Source organism: Natronococcus sp. CG52 (genome assembly GCF_023913515.1).
Taxonomy (GTDB): domain Archaea; phylum Halobacteriota; class Halobacteria; order Halobacteriales; family Natrialbaceae; genus Natronococcus; species Natronococcus zhouii.
In genome coordinates this window covers 2892880-2910293 of sequence record NZ_CP099391.1, presented here as the reverse complement: position 1 = coordinate 2910293, position 17414 = coordinate 2892880, and the positions used below count along the sequence as shown (strand labels likewise).

Annotated in this window: 13 protein-coding genes; 3 read left to right on the top strand and 10 right to left on the bottom strand. The window is 65.5% G+C overall.

The window, feature by feature from the left end; translation table 11 throughout:
• Window positions 1-40 precede the first annotated feature (40 nt).
• The 4 genes from NED97_RS14635 to NED97_RS14620 are packed head-to-tail and all read right to left on the bottom strand — an operon-like array spanning window position 41 to window position 6226.
• A complete protein-coding gene (locus tag NED97_RS14635; RefSeq protein ID WP_252487756.1) occupies window positions 41-1507 on the bottom strand; it encodes a lipopolysaccharide biosynthesis protein in 1467 nt (488 codons plus the stop codon).
• Window positions 1507-3063 (bottom strand): alkaline phosphatase family protein, encoded by a 1557-nt coding sequence (locus NED97_RS14630; RefSeq protein WP_252487755.1) that lies wholly within the window; start codon window positions 3061-3063, stop codon window positions 1507-1509. The genes NED97_RS14635 and NED97_RS14630 overlap by 1 nt, the downstream gene beginning before the upstream one ends.
• A gap of 48 nt (window positions 3064-3111) precedes the next feature.
• Window positions 3112-4716 carry an alkaline phosphatase family protein gene (locus tag NED97_RS14625; protein ID WP_252487754.1) on the bottom strand — a complete coding sequence of 535 codons (1605 nt, stop codon included), beginning with the start codon at window positions 4714-4716 and terminating at the stop codon, window positions 3112-3114.
• Between the two features lie 46 nt (window positions 4717-4762).
• The gene (locus NED97_RS14620) at window positions 4763-6226 is read right to left on the bottom strand and encodes a sulfatase (protein WP_252487753.1); all 1464 of its coding nucleotides are present in this window, start codon (window positions 6224-6226) and stop codon (window positions 4763-4765) included.
• A gap of 89 nt (window positions 6227-6315) precedes the next feature.
• Here NED97_RS14620 and NED97_RS14615 point away from each other — a divergent pair, with 89 nt between their 5' ends.
• Window positions 6316-7350: a glycosyltransferase family 4 protein gene (locus tag NED97_RS14615; protein WP_252487752.1), complete on the top strand. Its 1035-nt coding sequence runs from the start codon at window positions 6316-6318 to the stop codon at window positions 7348-7350.
• A gap of 24 nt (window positions 7351-7374) precedes the next feature.
• Window positions 7375-8943, top strand: a complete 1569-nt coding sequence (locus NED97_RS14610) for an alkaline phosphatase family protein (RefSeq protein ID WP_252487751.1) — start codon at window positions 7375-7377, stop codon at window positions 8941-8943.
• Window positions 8944-9012: 69 nt separating this feature from the next.
• On the opposite strand, the gene NED97_RS14605 is transcribed toward NED97_RS14610, so the two are convergent.
• A complete protein-coding gene (locus tag NED97_RS14605; protein ID WP_252487750.1) occupies window positions 9013-9906 on the bottom strand; it encodes an alkaline phosphatase family protein in 894 nt (297 codons plus the stop codon).
• Between the two features lie 278 nt (window positions 9907-10184).
• Between NED97_RS14605 and NED97_RS14600 the strand changes: the two genes are divergently transcribed.
• The gene (locus tag NED97_RS14600) at window positions 10185-11102 is read left to right on the top strand and encodes an LTA synthase family protein (protein WP_252487749.1); all 918 of its coding nucleotides are present in this window, start codon (window positions 10185-10187) and stop codon (window positions 11100-11102) included.
• Between the two features lie 42 nt (window positions 11103-11144).
• Here the strand turns inward: NED97_RS14600 and NED97_RS14595 are convergent, their stop codons facing one another.
• The 5 genes from NED97_RS14595 to NED97_RS14575 all read right to left on the bottom strand — a co-directional run bounded on the left by NED97_RS14595 (window position 11145) and on the right by NED97_RS14575 (window position 16819).
• Entirely contained in the window at window positions 11145-12512 is a 1368-nt protein-coding gene (locus NED97_RS14595; RefSeq protein ID WP_252487748.1) for a sulfatase-like hydrolase/transferase, read from the bottom strand.
• A 67-nt stretch (window positions 12513-12579) separates the two neighbouring features.
• On the bottom strand, window positions 12580-13617 hold the full coding sequence (locus tag NED97_RS14590; protein ID WP_252487747.1) for a glycosyltransferase family 4 protein: 1038 nt from the start codon (window positions 13615-13617) through the stop codon (window positions 12580-12582).
• The gene (locus NED97_RS14585) at window positions 13614-14756 is read right to left on the bottom strand and encodes a glycosyltransferase (protein WP_252487746.1); all 1143 of its coding nucleotides are present in this window, start codon (window positions 14754-14756) and stop codon (window positions 13614-13616) included. Before NED97_RS14585 ends, NED97_RS14590 begins: the two co-directional genes overlap by 4 nt.
• Before the next feature lie 80 nt (window positions 14757-14836).
• Window positions 14837-15754, bottom strand: coding sequence for an NAD-dependent epimerase/dehydratase family protein (locus NED97_RS14580; protein WP_252487745.1), 918 nt, complete (start codon window positions 15752-15754; stop codon window positions 14837-14839).
• Window positions 15755-15868: 114 nt separating this feature from the next.
• A complete protein-coding gene (locus tag NED97_RS14575) occupies window positions 15869-16819 on the bottom strand; it encodes an NAD-dependent epimerase/dehydratase family protein (RefSeq protein WP_252487744.1) in 951 nt (316 codons plus the stop codon).
• Window positions 16820-17414: the final 595 nt, after the last annotated feature.

Here is a 17414-nt window from a genome sequence, read left to right as displayed (position 1 = left end):
CGCGTTACGTCCAGATCGGGCAGTGTTACGACGGATCGTTCTACAGAAGCCCCTCGTTACGGAGGTCGCGGATGACGCCGATAGCGTCGAGACGAATCCGTTCACTGAGCAGCAACAGCCCCGCGAAGTAGGTCCCCGCGCCCACGCCGATCAGGATCGTGATTCGCGCCCAGCCGAGAGCACCGCCCAGCTGCAGTTTGAGCGCGTACACGACGGCGGTCATACCCAGCATCGATATTAGCTGTACGCCGACGTCGATCGACGCCGATTCCGGTATCTGCTCGTCGAGAAAAACGAGCAAAATGACGACGCTCGCGCCGAACGCGAGAACGGTCGCACACGCGATGCCCCACGGACCGAACAGCACCGTGAGCGGTACCGACAACAGGGTGTAGACGAATATGAGGAGGAGCCCGCTAACCGCGTAGACTCGCGGCTGATCCGTTCCGAGGAAGAACATTTCCAGTCCCTCGCGGTACCCGTTGAGCAGGTTCGCCACCGCGAGTACCGGGAGCAACGCGTTTGCCATCCCGACGACGCCCACGAGGGGGAGCGAGAGGGTGCCCGCGCTGTTCGCGTAGACGGTCATCAGGAGCGCGTTCCCGATGACGGCACCGCCGCCGATCATCGGAATCGCGAACAGCCCGGCGTACGTGAACACGCTGGCGAGCAGACGAGAGATTCGCTCGTCGTCTCCCCTCTCCGTCAGGGCCGAGAACTGCGGGAAGGCCACCTGAGACAGCGCGGAGGAAAACAGCATCGACGCTTCGGTGATTCGAAAGACGTTCAGATAGACTCCGGTCGGCCCGGGGCCGACGAAGTAGCCGAGGAGTATGTAATCCGCCTGTTTGAAGAGTTGGCTGGAGACGTTCTGGACGTACGCGTATTTCGAGTAGTTAACGAACTCCCGGAACAGTTCCATCGAGGGCCAGGCCGGGACGACGCGTGCGAATCCGACGTACGAAATCAAGAAAATCAGGAACTGCCCCGCGATCAATCCCCAGATGAGCCCGACGACCCCGAGTCCCGCGCCGATCAGCGCGACTTGAATCGGCACGATGAGCGCGTATCGTCCGTTCTCTATCGCGCCGACGAGGGCGACCCGCTGTTTCCCCTCCAGGAACGATCCCGAGAGCCGGAACATCCCCCACGAGAGAACGCTGAGAGGAACGAGCGCCGCGGCATCCACGCCGATCAACTGGTTGATCCAGTCACGGAAGACCATCGACGCCACGGCGACCACGACGACGCCGGCGAGGAGGATCAGACCGCCGCTGGTGAACTGACGCGCTTCGCGGTTCTTCTCGCTCACCCGTTTGACGACGGTCGGGTAGAGTCCGAAGCTGACGAGATTCGCCGCCACCATCTGAAGGCTGAAGAAAATCGCGTACGCGCCGATGCCCTCGAAGCCGAGTTCGCGCGTAAAAATGACCGTTCCCAGAAACCCCGCGACCGTTCCGAGAACGTTCGTGACGAACCGCTTCGACGTTTCTGCACCGACTTTCATTACTCCAGATACCCCAGTTCGCGGAGTCTATCCTTCACCTCGGACGCCTTCTCGTCGTCGGAGACTCCGCCGGCCGTGACGGCGTCCGCTCCGATGAAGTCGTAGTACTCGGGTTCGCGCTCGGCGGGATCGGTACCGCCCGCGTAGACGTCGAGGAGGTCTCCGGACATCGACGCCGGAACCCGGTATCCCGACGCGTGCAGGACCGTCGGCGCGACGTCGGTCAGTGCGGCACCTTCGACGGTGCCCTCGCGGAACGACGGGCCGCGGGCGAGGAAGATCCCCTCGCGAGCGTGGCCGCTGGTGTCGATCTCGAACACCGCGTCCTCGACGTCGAACCGGGAGGAGGCGTGAACTTCCGGCGTTTCGATGACCATGCAGAGGTCCGGCGTGTGCGGCCCGCCCCGCTCGAGTCGGAGAAACCGCACCGTCATCCCCTCCCGCTCGGCCGATTCGCGAAGCGCGGTTTCGGCGTCGTCACAGATCCGAGCGATCTCGTCGGGATCGTCTCGGACGACGTAGATCATCGCGGTCTTCTGACCGACGTCCGCGAGCGCCCGCGTCTCCGTCCAGTCGATCCGGCCGGTGCTGAGGGCGTTGTCGAGCCCGAGCGCGTCGCCGGACGGCACGCCGGTCAGGGCGCTCTCGGGGATCATCCTTCGGGCGAGCGTCAGGAGCCCGATCCGACCGAGCGCATCGCTGGCGACGTCGCGAACAGATCCCAGCGCGGCTCTGGTCGCGTCGCCGGAATCCCGCACGGAAACGAGGCCGGCGCGTTCGAGGACGACGTTGACCGCGAAGTTCTCGCGGACCTTCTCGAAGCCGTGGTCGCTGATCACGACGACGTCGTCGTCCTCGTGGGCGTCGAGGAACTCCCCGAGTCGCTCGTCGACGTGGCGGTACACCTCGAACACCGGATTGCTCGGCGACGCCGGCGGGACGCTGTCTTCCCCCCAGTAGTGGTGGGCCACGCGATCGGTCGCTCTGATCAGCCCGACGGCCAGCTCGGGGTCTTCCGCGCGGATGAAGTGCTCGAACGCCTCGAAGCGCTTGTCGACCAGTTCGAGACTCCGATCGACGTAGGCGCGCGATCCCGGTCGTTCGTCGTTACGGAGTTTGTAGCCGTCGACGAGCTCGGTCAGTTCGTCCCAGCGCTCGGGCGGGTGGGCGTACTCCTCCTTGTACTCGGGAGCCGCGGCGATGATCGTGCCGTCGATGGCCTGCCACGGGTACGAGCCGGGGATGTTAAAGACGACAGCCGAACCGTCTTGATCGTCGACGACGTCCCACATCTTTCCGGGGACGAACTCGTCGTGGCTCAGGTCGTTCTCGCGAGTGTCGCGGTTGAAGTGGGTGAATCCGTACATATCGAGTTCCGGCGGGTTTCGCCCCGTGGCGAAGGCGGGCCACGCCGGAACCGTGATTTCGGGGACCGTGCTCTCGAGTTCGCCGTGGACGCTCTCGTCGAGCAAGCGCTCGAACGTCGGGAGGTGCCCGTCCTCCACCCAGGGATCGATGAGCGAGAAGGTCGCCCCGTCGAGTCCGAGAACGATCATGTGCGTCGTGATGACGTCGACCGGCAAAAGGTGTGTGATCCGTTTCGGTTACTCTAGGTATCCGAGATCCGAGAGGCGCCGTACGACGTCCTCGTCCTCGGTCGCGGTCTGGTCGCGGGGCGCGTACGGCGGATACGACCTCGGTTCCGGCGCGTCGATCGCCGGGAGGGCGTCGCCGTCCATCGCCTCGGCGGGGGCGATGCCGAGCGTCGCCAGGACGGTCGGTGCGACGTCGAACAGGTGCGCACCCCCGATGTCGGCGTCGACGTCGACGTTCGGCCCGTCGATCGCGACGACGCCGTCTCGCTTGTGATTGTACGGTTCGGGATCGCCGAACCGTTCGCCGACGACCGCGGAGAGGGAGTGTCGAAAGTCGTTCGGGATCGCGAGCGCGTCGACCGCTTCGTCGGCGTAGGGGCCGTGAATGTGCCGCTCGCGCCGGACGACCTCCTCGAACACGGGCGCCCCATCCGGCGTCGTGGCGTCCGACAGGAGTTCGATGATATCGTCGCGAACGGACTCGTACTCGTCGGCGGGAACGACGCCCTCGGGATCGCGCCCTTCGACGTTCAGCCGGACGCCCAGTTCCGACGGCGAGCGGAGGTACGCTCGCGACGCCGCGAAATCCACGGCGTCGCTGGCTGCGAACACGGCTCCGACGGGTACGCGCTTACCGACGAACTCGGCGAGGCCGAGTCGTTCGAGGATAGCCTTGCTTCGCTGGTAGGTCAGGCCGGCGCTCGCCGCGGTGGCGGCGAGGCGCTCGAGGAACGGGTGACCGGACCGACCGCCGTCACCGCCCTCGGTCAGTCGCTCGTCCTTTATCTGGAACCACGAGGGGACGCCCTGCCCGTCGGTCGTGGTTTCGACGACGCCGGCCTCCCGGAGGTACTGGTTGATCCGGAACTCGTAGCCGTCGTACTCGCCGATTCCGTGGTCGCTGGCGACGACGACGGTATCGGGATCGCAGGCGTCGAGAATCGCGCCCACCTGCTCGTCTACGGCGCGGTAGATCCGCTCGACTTTCTCGCGCTCGCCCGGGAAGTCGTGGAACACTGCGTCGGTCTTCTGAAACTGGACGAAGCCGAACTCGGGGTCGAACCGATCGGCGAGGTAGCGAAACGCCTCGCCGCGCATCCGAGTGAGGTCGAGGTAGTCGTCGAACTTCTCCTCCCCGGCGCGCTCGTCCGTCTCCCGGCGGGCGTAGACGCGGTACTCCCCGGTCGCGTCCCGGATGTCGTCGAGAACGCCGTCGGGGTGACACCGGGGCTCCTCCGAGGCCAGGTAGCCCGGAACGACAGCGCCGTCGATTTCGGGTGGCGGGCTCGTTACCGGGACGTTGACGACCACGCTTGTCAGTCCGGCGTCGTCGGCGTACTCCCAGAGGCTGCGCCGTCGCACGTCGGTCGCGTTGACGATGTCCCAGTCGTAGCCGTCGAAGCGCAGGAAGTCGAAGACGCCGTGTTTGCCGGGGTTCACACCGGTACACAGCGAGGGCCACGCGCTCGCGGTCCAGGGCGGAATCTGGGACTCCAGTCGGTCCGCGGCCCCACCCTCGAACACCGCCTCGAGGTGGGGCAACTCGCCGTCCTCGAACAGCGGTCGGAGTACCGGGAAGCAGGCGGCGTCGAGGCCGACCAAGAGGGTCTGCATGTCTCGACCGATCCGACGAGGCGGCTTAAAACTGTTTTCTACGGTGCTACTCGAGGTAGCCGAGTTCGCGAAGGTTGCGTTCGACTCCGGCGCTCAGGTCGACGTCGGCCTCGTCCCCGGCGTCGTCGAACGTCTCTCCGAGCGTTCCGACCAGTCGCTCCCGAAGCGCCGCGACGATCGACTCGTCGGGGTCGTCGACGATCGACTCGTCGGGGAGTTCGTAGAGGACCTCGGTCCCGTCCGATCGGCGCTCGAATCGGTAGTTCTCGGTGCGCACCGACTTTCGGCCGAGTTCGAACTCCGCGAGGGTATCCGCTGCCACCGTACTCGCGGCATCGACATCCCCCAGGTTCGAGGGGGCTTCGGCCGCAAAGACGGCGTCGCGCCGACGGGGCCCGAACAGCGAATCGCCGTCAGTTTCCGGTTCGTCCAGCCCGCAGCGGTCGCAGAGCGTGGCGAAGAGGTCGACGTGCGACGCGAGGTCGGTTCGGCGCTCACCGCTCGGGATACCCGGTCCGGCGAGCACGAGCGGGACGCGGGTCACCTCGTCGTAGAGGAAGTTGCCGTGATACAGCGCGTCTCGCTCGCCGAACAGTTCGCCGTGGTCGGCGGTGAGCACGACGAGGGTGTTCTCGTCGAGTCCCGCCCCTTCGAACCAGTCGAGGAACGCCGCGAGGCGGTCGTCGAGGTATCGCAGGGAGGCGCCGTACCACCGCCTGAGGACGTCGAGTTCGACCTCCGAGAGGAAGTCGGGGTCGTCACGGTACCGCAACGCGACGCTCTGTGCGCCGGCGCCGTCCGCCGCGGCGAACAGCCGCTCGTCGTCGACGGCGGGGTCGTCGTACGCACAGGGGGAGTCGAGCAGTTCCTCGAGCAGTCCGAGTCGCGGCCGCGAGAGCTCGGGCGTCGCTTCTCGCTTGTACGGCCGGGGCGGATCGTACGGCGCGTGAACCGTCGTCAGGTTCGCCACGGCGAAGAACGGCTCGGGCGTATCGCCGAGCCACTCCCGGAGCGTATCGAACTTGATCTCGGTGTAGTAGTCGTTCCCCCGACCGACGAGGCGCAAAAAGTCCTTGCGAACGAGCGGCTCGGTCGCGATCTGCCCGAGGTACGCCAGTGACGGTCGATCCGCGATTCTCTCGTACACTTCGTAGTACGACTCGAACCCGCGGTCGAGACCGGTCGCGGACCCCATCTTCGCGGGACCGGGGATGCCGTACGTCCGGTAGCCGCGCTCGGAAAACCACTCCGCGAGTAACGGGATCGATTCGGGCATGGTCGGCCACGAGCCGTCGAAACCGGTCGCGTTGGGGTACTTTCCGGAAAACATCGCGCCGTGGGAGGGCGGGGTCCACGGCCCGACTGCGAACGCGTTCTCGAATACCGTCCCACGCTCTGCCACCCTGTCGAAGGCGCTCGTCTCGACGCCGAACGCGGCTTCGTCACACGAGAGCGCGTCGGCCCGGAGCGCGTCGAAAACGAGCAGGAGGACGTTCGGGTGATCGCTCATACTCGGTACAATGCTCCTGGGCGAGTTAACTCTCCCCTCCGCGTTCGCGAGGGCGACATTTATGCGTCCACCGTGCGCCGTCTCGAACGATGGATCCCGACGCCGTCCGCGTGGCGATGCTCCACCAGGACCCGCATCCGGCGCACCGCGGGTTCGCAGAAGCGATCGGCGCCGATCTCGTCGACTATCACCGCCTGGCGCTCGGCCCGCTGGAGGGAACGCTTATCGAGGACGTTGTCAACGGGCTCGCAGCCCCCGATTACGACGTGTACCTCGTGGAAGGGTCGCGGCCGCTGTACGCCGCGCTCGCGCGCCGGTTCGCCCGCGGCGGGAAACTCGTCTACCTCTGTGCCGACCACGGCCTCTATCAGCTCGGAAACGCCGACTTCGAGGGCGAATCGGCGGTGAAATCGGTTATCGGGCGGTTCGGAACGCCGGCGGTTCGCGCCGTCGGACGCCGCGGGATCGACGGCGTCGTCGCGGTCTCGGCGTTCGCCGCGGGGTTCACTCGGCCCGTCGTCGGACCGGACACGCCGATCGAGGTCGCCCACCCGTTCATCCAGCGGGAGACGTACGACGCCCTCGGCGGCGTGCGTCCCGACCTCGAGTCGAACGTCGCGGTGACGGTCGCGCGCCCGTGGGAGTACAAGGGCGTCGACATGCTCGTCGACGCGTGGCCGCGGGTCCGCGAGTCGGTTCCGGACGCCGAACTCCACGTCGTCGGAGGGGGTCACCCCGCGGAGTACGCCGAGACGCCGGGCGTCCGCGTTCGGGGGTACGTCGAGGAACTCGTCGACGCGTTCGCGCCCGCCTCGCTGTTCGTCCAGCCGTCTCGGATGGACACGTTCCCGGTCAGCACGCTCGAGGCGATGCGCGCCGGACTCGTCCCGCTCGTCACCCGGACCGCGGGAACGCGCTCCGAGGCCCGCGAGATCGACCCCTCTCTCGTCGTGACACCGAGCGAGCGCGCGCTCGCCCGCGGCGTCCGGGAGTACTTCGAGCGCCGTCCCGGCGAGCGCCGGGAGCTCGCGGCTCTCGCTCGGGAGCGCGGCGCCCGATTCGACCCCGACTCGAGAAAAGCCGCGTTCCGCACCGCGTTTCGCGACGTTCTCAAAGCACTTTAGCGCCGCCGGATCCAGTAAACGGGTATGACCGTCTACGTCCTCGGTCTCGACGGGGCCGACTGGTCGTTACTCCGGCCGTGGATCGAGGAGGGAGCTCTCCCGACGTTCGCTCGGATCCTGGACGAGGGCGTCGCCGGCGATCTCGAGAGCACCCTCCCGCCTGTAACCTTTCCGGCGTGGAAGTGTTATTCGACCGGAAAGACGCCGGGAAAACTCGGCGTCTACGAGTGGTTCGCGTACGATCGACGGACCGACGAAATTTCCGCCAACGACGCCGGCGACTTCCGGTCGGCGGAGTACTGGGACGTGCTGGCCGACCGGGGATTCCGCGCCAGCGTGATCAACATGCCGACGACTCACCCGCCCGACGCCGGCGGGCGGAACGCGGACGGCGACGGCCTCTTCGTCGTCGCCGGCAGTCCCGCCAGTGAACGGAAGCGGTTTACCGCGCCCGAGTCGCTCGGGGACGACCTGCTCGAGGCGATTCCCGACTACCGCGTCAAGCCGGACCTCGTACTCGACGAGGCGACACCCGACGAACTGGTCGACGAAGCGGCGGCGCTGTTCGACCAGCGGTTCCGCGCCGCGACGTGGCTCGCCGACGAGAAGGACTGCGATCTCGTCCACACCACGCTGTTCGCGACCGACACGCTCCAGCACCGGCTCTGGGACCGGCCCGAGAAACTGCGGACGATCTACGAACGGATCGACGACCTGCTCGCGGACCTGCTCGAGCGCGACGACGCGGAGGCGATCGTCCTCATGAGTGACCACGGCTTCGTCGAGATCGACGAAATATTCCTCGTGAACCAGTGGCTGCTCGAGCGCGGCGACCTCGCGATCGAGGACTCGGAAACGCGGGACCTGCTGGCGACCGTCGGCCTCACCGAGGAACGGCTCAAGCGCCTCGTCGACAGGGCGGGGCTGGTCAATCTCGCCCAGTCGCTGGTCCCCGAGTCCGTCCAGCGGCTCTTCCCGAGCGAGAGCGGGCGCGTCGCGATCCAGGACGCCGCCATCGACTGGGAGCGGACGAAAGCCGTCTCGCTCGGTCGCGGACCGATCTACGTCAACCGCGACGCGTTCTCGAGCGACGACGCCGCGGCACGCTACGCGACGGCGCTCGCCGAGGACCTCGAGGGGCTCGAGACGCCCGCGGGCGGTCCCGTGGCGACCGCCGTCCACGACCCGGCGGACGCGTACACCGGCGACCGGCTCCGCGGTCCCGACCTCCTCGTGGAGTACGCGCCGGGCGTCGACGCTCCCGAGTCGATCGGCGGCGACGTGTTCGGCGAAACGACCGACTGGTTGGCGACTCACCGCCGAACCGGCGTGTTCGCCGCGTGGGGCGAGGACGTCGCCGACGGGCGCACTGATCTCGACCTCTCGCTGTACGACCTCGCGCCGACGCTGCTCCACTACTTCGACGCGCCAGTCCCTCGAGACGTCGACGGCGAGGTGTGCTTCGACGTTCTGACCGGCGCCCCCGCGGACCGATCGCCCGAGCGAGGGCCGCCGACTGCGACCGGAGCGGACGGGCGCGACGCCGGTCCCGAGGTCGAAGAGACTCTCCGGGACTTGGGGTACTTAGAATAGAATCGGGGCAACTTCGAAACGACCGCGACGGGCTGCGGCGCTCCGGGCGGTGAGTGGCACGACCGCGCGTCACAGGTACCCGAGATCCCGCAAGTGCTCCGCCGGCGCGTCGATCGTCGCCGCGTCGTTCTCCGTCCGGCTTTCGCTCCCGAGGCGCGCTTCGATCCACGGCCGGACGTCGAATACCGAGTCCGGCAGGTCTCCCTCCATCGTCGTCGAAACCATCGCGTGCCACGAGTGCACTCCGGGCTCCGGATCGTCCGTCAGCGTCTGTTGCATCCCGTGATCGGAGACGATCACGAGTTCGTCGGCGAGGTCGCGGAGTTGACCGACCAGCGTATCGATGAGTTCGTATCCCTCTCGAAGCCTTTGGGGACGCTTCGCGTACACGTGACCGAGGTGATCGAGCCCGTGCGTGTGTGCGCCGGCGATCGAAACACCGCTGAGCGCCTGCGCCTCGAGCCAGCCGATGATCCGGCCGTCGTTCCCCATCTCGAGTCTGAAGTACTCCTCGTCGGAGAGTTCACCCCGTGAGACCCGTCCGAACCACTCGCTCGCTTGACCCCACTCGCGAGCGGGCGTTATTCCCGGCCAGTTCCGAACGTGTCCGGAGTCGAACAGGTGAGGGATGGAGTCGTCGATTCGCGCGGACTCGAGGGACGACGTTCGACGAAACGGCCGACCGAGCTGGTATCTGACCTCCGTCGGGAGGTAACTGGTTAGGCGACTGGCGAGTTTGAGCGCCGGATTCTCCCACTCGAGTCTGTCCCTGCTTCCGCCGGAGAGCCCGTGCTCCTCCGGAGGGAGGCCGGTCGCGATCGACGGCCAGACCTCGATCGTCGACGGCGTTTCCAGCGAGTGCGAAAAGGTTTCGAGCGAGGCGTGATTGTCCAGGAGGAGATTCTCGAGATTCCACCGCTTGACGAGCCGATAGTCGGCCGCGTCGATTCCGAGAACGATCATCGGTAGCCACTATCCGCTCGTCGACCTAATAACAGGTGGTCGGGTCGATCCGCCGGTCTCGAGACGGCGAGCGGTGCGCAATCCTCCCGGTCAGCGGTCAGCACCGTTCGGCGATTCGAAGGCGGTTCACCGAATATCGGTGAACCCTCCGCGTTGACTCCGAATTCGAACGGATCAGATTCAGTACCGCCGATGGCGGTAATTATTAGTTCTGCGGGTCGAACCACTGCGTGCGGATCGACCGCTCGATAACCGCATGATCCCGATACCGAAAATCGATGACGATCGCTGATTGGGTCTCGGACACGTCCGAACGAATCCGGAGCGACCCGGTCGGTGGCACAGCAGATAGCGCCTACGAACTCTATCTCGGTGGCCTCCGACGGTTGAACGCGTTCTACTCCGGCGGCGAACACGTGTACGACCGCGAGTGGGACGCGCTGATCCTCCTGGACGCCTGTCGGATCGATCTGATCGGAGAGGTCGCAGCCGAGTACCCGTTTCTCGACGATCCGGGGACGCTGACGTCCGTCGGCAGTTCGTCGATCGAGTGGATCGAGAACACCTTTACAGACGAGTACGCGGACGAAATGCGGGGGACGGCGTACGTCACCGGGAATCCGTTCAGTAAACGCGTGCTCTCCGGCGGCGACCTGCTCGCGCTCGACGAGGTCTGGCGCTACGGCTGGGACGAGGGGTCGGGCACGATTCCGGCGCGAGCCGTCACCGACCGGGCGATCGCCGCGGGGCGAGAGAACGACCACGATCGCCTCATCGTCCACTACATGCAACCGCACTTTCCGTCCGTTCCCGAGCCGCTCACCGACGGGATGAACGCCGAAACGCTCGGCGACGGCGAAGGATGGGACTCGCCGTGGCATCGCCTCCGGCGCGGCGATCTCGACCGCGACACCCTCTGGTCGTCGTACCGCGAGAACCTCCGCTACGTCCTCGAAGACGTAGAACTGCTGCTCGAGAACCTCGACGCCGAACGGGTCGCTATCAGCGCAGATCACGGAAACGCGGCGGGCGAGTGGGGCGTGTACGGTCATCCGCGGGTCCCGCTCGAGTCGATACGGAACGTTCCGTGGTACGAGACGAGTGCGACCGACACCGGAAATTACGTTCCCGAGCGAGAGCCAGGTACGGAACGGGGAGATATCGAGGAAAAACTCGGCGCTCTGGGGTATCTGTAGCTGCTCCACGTCGCTCCGTAGCCTCTCCACGTCGATCCGTAGTTATTCCATGTAGCCGAGGTCGCGCAGGTGCTCCTCGACCATTCGCTCGTCCTCCGCGACGCCGACCGAGCCGCCCTCCCGAAGCCGCCGCATTCGTTCCTGATGGTCGTCGAGCGCTTCCGACAGTTCGCCGCACTCGGTCGACGCGTCGTCGGACCGGTCGTCCTCGGGATCTTCCGCCGGCGTCTCGGTCACGTCGAAGCAGAACTCGCCGTCGTCGTGGCGCAGCAGTTTCCAGCCGTCGGCGCGGCGGACGCAACACCGGCCGTACTCGACCCGCCGCCCCACGTCACCGAAGGCGAACTCGCGCGCGTCGACGTCGCCGTCGGCGATCGTCAGCGCCGACGCTCCCTGCCACCCGTCGAACGGAGCGCGCCCGACCGCATCGGCGATCGTCGGCGCCGCGTCGAGGAGTCGAATCTGCCCGTCGACGACGTCGGCGGCTCTGCCGGGGTGGTGGAGGACGAACGGGACGCGGATGATACCCTCCCAGAACTTCGGCGGATGACCGGCGTGGCCGTGTTCGCCGACGAGTTCGCCGTGATCGGCGGTGAACAGGATTACCGTCTCCTCGAGGAGGTCGCGCTCGTGGAGCGCGCCGAGCAGGGCCTCGAACTGATCGTCCGCGTAGGCGCACTCGGCGTCGTAGAGGCCGCGAATCAGGTCCCACTCCTCGTCCGTCACGTCCTCCGGATGGTGGGTCCCCTTGCGGGAGAGACCGCGACAGCGAGACAGCGAGAGCGGTTCGTCGAGGAACTGCCGCTGATACCTCTCGGGGGCCTCGTAGGGGTGGTGGGCATCCATATAGTGGAGCCACGCGAACCAGTCGCCGGACCGATCGTCGATCCACTCGAGCGCGCGATCGTTCAGCGACGCCGCGCGCTCGTACTCGCTGTCGTCGCCGGTCGCCTCGGCGAGGAGCGCGTCGGCGCGGTTGTACACCGCCTCGATGCTCTTGAACAGCGCGCCGTCCTTCTCGAGATTCGATTGAACGAACTGTTTGAGTCGCCCCGCTTCGGTCCTGCCGCTGGCGTCGTACATCGTCTCGAATCCGCGATCGTAGTGGTACGATCCGCTGGCGAAGTGGTTGTCCGTGTAGCCGGCGGTCGCGTATCCCGCCTCGGAGAGCGTCTCGGCCAGCGTCCGAACACCGTTGTCCGTTTTCCGGGGCGGAATCCCCAGTCCCTCGATGCTCGCGAAGTGCCGGCTCGCGTGGATAGCGGGAAAGGATGCGGGAGTCGACGGGCCGTTAGCGATACACTCGGTAAACTCCAGGGCGGTATCGGCGAACGACCGGGTCGCGGGCATCACGTTCGAACTCACCCGGTCGGCGCGCAGCGAATCGACGGTCACCAGGAGGACGTTCATGTAAACTCGAAGTCGGGCGACCCTCAAAACAATACGTGCCTTTGGTTGTGAGGACTCGATCACCCGATCACGCGTATCGCGTGACGAGTCGGTCGGTAACGTCGTCCCAGTTCGGGACTTCGGTCGCGTCGATATCGCGGTCGACCGCGTCGCGAATCCGCGCTGCGACCGCCGTCGGGGACGGGTCGGCGACGCCGACGCACCCCTCTCGGTCGATCCAATCCGTCAGCGCGCCGGCCGCTCTGACGACGCACGGCGTCCCCGCTGCCAGGGCTTCCGCGACCGTCATCCCGTACGCCTCGAACGCCGACAGCGTCACGTACGCGTCCGCTCCGGCGTACAGTCGCGGTAATCGATCGTCGTCGACGAACCCGAGAAACGTCACCCGGTCCGCGACGCCCGTCTCGCGGGCGAGCCGCTCCAAACTGGTCCGGTACGGCCCGCGCCCCGCCACCAGCAGTTCGTACTCGGGTAGTTCGGGGAGCGCGCGGATCGCGTGCTGGACGCCCTTGTACTCCTCGAGGCGGCCGACCGACAGGAGGTACGGGGCGTCCCGTCGCTCGGGGTCGGCGGCCGTAAAGCGGTCGACGTGCAGGCCGTTGGGGATCACCGTCGCGTCGACCCCGAAATCCGTTCGCAGTCGGTTCCGTTCCCAGTCACTGACGGCGATCACGTCGTCCGCTCGCCGAAGGGCCGACCGACCGAACGGCCGATAGAGCGACAGCAACGCGTCTCGAACGCCGTCGGCGCTGCCGCCGTGATAGTGGGTCGTGACGACGAACCGCTCGTCCGTGATTCCGAGGGCGGCGAAAAACAGGGGAAACGCGTGGTAGTTGTGCGCGTGAACGACGTCGGCATCGAAACGGCGGACGGCGAGGGTCAGCTGCGGCGCCGCGTAGAACGCACTTCCGGGACTCGCGGACGCAAATCGACGGATTCGCACCCCATCGTCGGTGTGGCGTCGTTCGACGTCCGGTTCGGCGTCCGCGCTAAACACCGTCACGTCGTGTCCGCGGTCGACGAGACGAGTGGCGAGTTCGCGAACGTGGGTCTCGACGCCTCCCGCGTGCGGCGGGTATCGGTGCGTGACGAGCAGAATCTTCACTTGAACGCCTCCCGCAGCTCGGCGTCGACGTCCCACGTTCCGTCTGCGTCGCCGATCACCAGCGCGATACTCGCTCGCAGCAAGGATACCTGCGTATCGAAGATCGAGTACAGCGGCTGTACCGGTCCGAGTAAATCACGCTGGCCGAGATACGTGAACGCGCCAACGGCGACGGGAGCCGCCAGTCCGCCGACGCCGAACAGCGAGACGGCCGCGACGGTTCCGACGGCGAGCGTCGCCGCGAGCAACCACGGCGAGACGATCATGAACCACCAGTTGAACGGCAGGACGACACGTCCGTAGTTGCCGTACCGACCGAGCGCGTCGCGGTGCTGGATCAGCAATCGGATCAGCCCCATCCCGCGGCGGTCCTTCTGCGTGCGTCGTTTCATGAACTCGGAGTGACTCGCTTCCATGTACGTCACGGCGGGGTCGAAGATCACCCGTTGGCCCTGCCGACGAATCTTCAGGGCGAGTTCGGTGTCGTCGGCCAGCGAGTTCGGGTCGATAGGGAGGAGCGCGTCGTTCTCGAACGCACAGAACGGCCCGTGAAAGATGAGCGTCGAGTCGAGGTGAGACTCGAGTTGCTGGATGTGACTCTGGACACCCCGGTACCCGGACTCGACTTCGCTGCCGCCGAGCACCTCGGCGTTTCGTCCCGTCACGGCCGCGACGTCGTCGTCCGCGAGGTTCGCGACTGCTTCCCGGAGGACGTCCGACGAGAGTTTGGAATCGCAGTCGGTCTTGACGACGACGTCGTTCGACGCGGCGGCGTACGCGTCGTTGAGCGCTACGGCGAGACCGCGGCGCTCGTCTTCCTCGAGTAGCACCAGTTCGGGGGCGTCCAGGTCAGCGACGTATTCGCGAATGATCGTCCGAGTGTCGTCGGTCGACGAGTCGACGACGACGAGCTCGATTTTCTCCATCGGGTAGTCGAGTTCGAGCAGGTCGTCGAGTTTCGTCTCGACGATCCGTTCTTCGTTGTACGTCGGAAGCACGATGCTAACCGTCGGTTCTGCGGGCCGCTTGTCCGCCGGCGATCCCCGCGGACGAATCCACGCGTGAAGCGCGAGGTAACAGACGTAGGGTGCGGCCGTCAGCAGAAGAAGCGAAACGGTAGCCACCGCGAGCAGGTTCATGTGGCGGCGTTGACTGTGTTAGATAAAAACCTCTTTGGCATTGGGACGGTCCCACAACCGAACTGCGATCGGCCGGATCGTTATCTGTACGATTCACACACCCGTTCTATCCCCTCCTCGAGGCTGATCTCGGGCTCCCAGCCCGTCTCCGCCCGTAGCTTCGAAGCGTCGGCGCACGTGTCGTGAACGTAGACCGCATCCGAGATCGGATTCTCGACGTACTCGGGTTCGACGCTCGTGTCGAGTTCTTCGTTGAGGAGGTCGACGATCGTATTGAACGAATACGGCTCGCCGGTTCCGACGTTGTAGATCCCGTCGAGTTCGCGCTCGGCGGCCAGTTCGAGGGCGCGAACGACGTCCGTGACGTGCGTGAAGTCTCGCGTCTGGGTCCCGTCGCCGTAGAGTTTCGGCGAGTCGCCGTTTGCAACGTCGTCGGCGAATTGCGCGATCACGTTCGCGAACTTTCCCTTGTGCTCTTCGGCCCCGTCGTACCCCTGGTAGACCGAAAAGAAACGCATCCCACACGCGGACAGCCCGTAGTGGTTCGAGAAGTACTCTCCGTAGCGCTCTCGAGCGACCTTCGACGCTTCGTAACCGGTATTCACGGTGACGTCCATATCCTCCGGGGACGGCTCCGTTCGCGTTCCGTAGATCGACGATGTCGATGCGTAAACGACGGTTTCACAGCCGTCTCGCCGCGCCTGCTCGACGACGTTCACGAACCCTTCGACGTTTACTCGGACGCCTCGGCGCGGATCGTCCTCGTGCATAGCGTACGAGGAGAGGGCCGCGAGGTGAACCACGACGTCTACGTCCGTCGGGAGATCGTCGTCTAGCACGCTCGCTTCGACGAAGGTCACGTCGTCCGAGAGGTTTTCGGGAGTTCCGAGGTAGCAGTCGTCGAGCGCGATCACGTCGTTTCGCTCGGCCAGCGAGTTGGCGAGATTAGCGCCGATAAATCCCGCGCCGCCCGTCACGAGAATCCGGTTATCGTGCATGTAGGGATCTTATCCGGGGTGCGATCAAAAGCCGTTCGACACCGCTAGCGTCGTTGCCTCGTGAATTAAAAGCAAAACGGGGATGAAACGAGAGGGGAGCTTCCGCCCTGTCGCTTATAGCTCGCCGATCAGTTCGTCCGCCGCTCGACGAACGGCGTCGTCGCTCTCTACCGTCGGTTCCCACTTGAGTGCGGATAGCTTTTCGATGGACAGTCGCATTCGGGGCACGTCTCCCGTCCACCCTCGGTCGCCTCCCGTGTATTCGTACTCCGGATCGATCTCCAGCGCGTCGCTGACGATGTCGGCGATTCGATCGACCGACGTCGTCGTCCGGGTCCCGAGATTGTACGTGTGCATCGAACCCGCGTTCGATTTCGCGTGTCGGGCGCCGGCGTTTGCAATTACGTGGCACATCGCGTCTACGCAATCGTCGACGTGGAGATAGGATTTCTCCTGCCGGCCGTCGCCGAGAACGGTGAGCGAGCGCGGGTCCTCGCGGAGTTTTTCGATGAAGTCCGGAACGACGGCTCCGCGAAGGCGAGGGCCGACGACGTTTGCGAAGCGAAACGTCCACGCGGTGAGTCCGTGGGAGTGTGCGTACGTCGAAACCAGCCCTTCCTCGCCGAGTTTACTCGCCCCGTAGACGCTGATCGGCTCGAGCGGCGCGTAATCTTCGGGCGTCGGTCGTGGCGCTTCCCCGTAGACGGTCGACGACGACGCGAACGCGAAGCGCTCGACACCGGCGGTACGACACGCCTCGAGAAGCGAGTGCGTCATGGTCGTGTTCTCGGCAAACTGACCGCGAGGGTCGTCGTCGTTGGGATCCTTTCGAGCGGCGAGGTGGAAAACGAGGTCGAGATCGGAATCGACAGTTTCCGCGACCGCTGCCCGGTCGGTGAGATCCACTTCGAGCAACTCCGCGCCGTCAGGGACCCATCGTTCACGTCCGTTCGAGAAGTCGTCGACGATGACGACCTCGTTGTCCGCAACGAGACGCTCCGAGAGATGTGAACCGATGAACCCCGCCCCGCCCGTCACGAGAATTCGGCCGTCCGTTAGATCCATACAGTTCGGTCGTCGGTAGCTGAAAAAGGTCTTCTGATCGTACTGACCGATACCGTGAGAGCGGCTCCGTGATGCGTTCGATCTCACGAGGGTCGTTCGCTGTGGTCCGGTCGATCGGAGCGGTTCCGGGATGTCTCTGAACTACGGTCGCGGTTCGTCACCGGATGCTGTATCGACCGGGATCCCGGGAAGCAGGGTAACTGCCGTCCTCACCCCCACACCGGATTTCAGATGATTTCGTCCGAACGAGCGGGTGGGGTTTCTCGTCTACCCCGAGGAAACACGGAGGCCCGTTCCCGAAGAATCGGGCGGAAGGAGCAACTCACCGCCGACAGACCGCTCTCGCTCCCGGAAAGTCGACGATCTACCTGTACCGTTATTATATACTTTACTCTAGTGGTAATCTAGTAGTAGTAGTACGCTGCGAAGAACCGGATTATCACGGTCTCACGACAATCTGTCGGCACTCGGTCCCGTTTTCCGTCTCACTTATCCCGCACCCGGTGATTTCGTCCGACCGAACTACCGAGACGATGATCGCGACCGGCGTTCGGAACGAAACGGCGACAACACCGGATTTCGAATGAATACGCGG

What these genes read in the sequence shown, in the direction of transcription:
- NED97_RS14625 (WP_252487754.1), bottom strand. Translation starts at nt 4,716, where the DNA reads ATGCAGACCCTCTTGGTCGGCCTCGACGCCGCCTGCTTCCCGGTACTC.
- NED97_RS14620 (WP_252487753.1), bottom strand. Translation starts at nt 6,226, where the DNA reads ATGAGCGATCACCCGAACGTCCTCCTGCTCGTTTTCGACGCGCTCCGG.
- NED97_RS14635 (WP_252487756.1), bottom strand. Translation starts at nt 1,507, where the DNA reads ATGAAAGTCGGTGCAGAAACGTCGAAGCGGTTCGTCACGAACGTTCTC.
- NED97_RS14630 (WP_252487755.1), bottom strand. Translation starts at nt 3,063, where the DNA reads ATGATCGTTCTCGGACTCGACGGGGCGACCTTCTCGCTCATCGATCCC.
- NED97_RS14615 (WP_252487752.1), top strand. Translation starts at nt 6,316, where the DNA reads ATGGATCCCGACGCCGTCCGCGTGGCGATGCTCCACCAGGACCCGCAT.
- NED97_RS14600 (WP_252487749.1), top strand. Translation starts at nt 10,185, where the DNA reads ATGACGATCGCTGATTGGGTCTCGGACACGTCCGAACGAATCCGGAGC.
- NED97_RS14585 (WP_252487746.1), bottom strand. Translation starts at nt 14,756, where the DNA reads ATGAACCTGCTCGCGGTGGCTACCGTTTCGCTTCTTCTGCTGACGGCC.
- NED97_RS14605 (WP_252487750.1), bottom strand. Translation starts at nt 9,906, where the DNA reads ATGATCGTTCTCGGAATCGACGCGGCCGACTATCGGCTCGTCAAGCGG.
- NED97_RS14580 (WP_252487745.1), bottom strand. Translation starts at nt 15,754, where the DNA reads ATGCACGATAACCGGATTCTCGTGACGGGCGGCGCGGGATTTATCGGC.
- NED97_RS14595 (WP_252487748.1), bottom strand. Translation starts at nt 12,512, where the DNA reads ATGAACGTCCTCCTGGTGACCGTCGATTCGCTGCGCGCCGACCGGGTG.
- NED97_RS14610 (WP_252487751.1), top strand. Translation starts at nt 7,375, where the DNA reads ATGACCGTCTACGTCCTCGGTCTCGACGGGGCCGACTGGTCGTTACTC.
- NED97_RS14575 (WP_252487744.1), bottom strand. Translation starts at nt 16,819, where the DNA reads ATGGATCTAACGGACGGCCGAATTCTCGTGACGGGCGGGGCGGGGTTC.